Here is a 327-nt window from a genome sequence, read left to right as displayed (position 1 = left end):
AGAGCAAAGACTGTTTGGGTCGAAGACCCAGTGGTTGTAAGCCGGGTCTGTAGCTCAGTTGGTTAGAGCGCACCCCTGATAAGGGTGAGGTCGGCAGTTCAAATCTGCCCAGACCCACCAAATTTGCGTGATACTGCGTTGCTCCGATACTCGCATAGCAGGCTATGCGTCGCATCGAAGCGCCTTGTCTCACACAAATTGCTTTCGGGGCCATAGCTCAGCTGGGAGAGCGCCTGCCTTGCACGCAGGAGGTCAGCGGTTCGATCCCGCTTGGCTCCACCACTTTCCTTGGAAAGTACTGAAGGAGCTCAGCTGGGAGAGCGCCTG

General features: G+C 56.6%; 2 tRNA genes. Both read left to right on the top strand.

Annotated elements, in window-relative coordinates:
- Window positions 1-43 precede the first annotated feature (43 nt).
- Window positions 44-120 (top strand) — tRNA-Ile (locus tag HOP53_RS21395).
- A gap of 86 nt (window positions 121-206) precedes the next feature.
- A tRNA-Ala gene (locus HOP53_RS21390) sits at window positions 207-282 on the top strand.
- The last annotated feature ends 45 nt before the right edge of the window (window positions 283-327 follow it).

Source organism: Billgrantia ethanolica (assembly GCF_021404305.1).
GTDB lineage: Bacteria > Pseudomonadota > Gammaproteobacteria > Pseudomonadales > Halomonadaceae > Halomonas > Halomonas ethanolica.
Note: the sequence above shows the minus strand (reverse complement) of the source record. Positions and strands in the feature narration are given on the sequence as shown.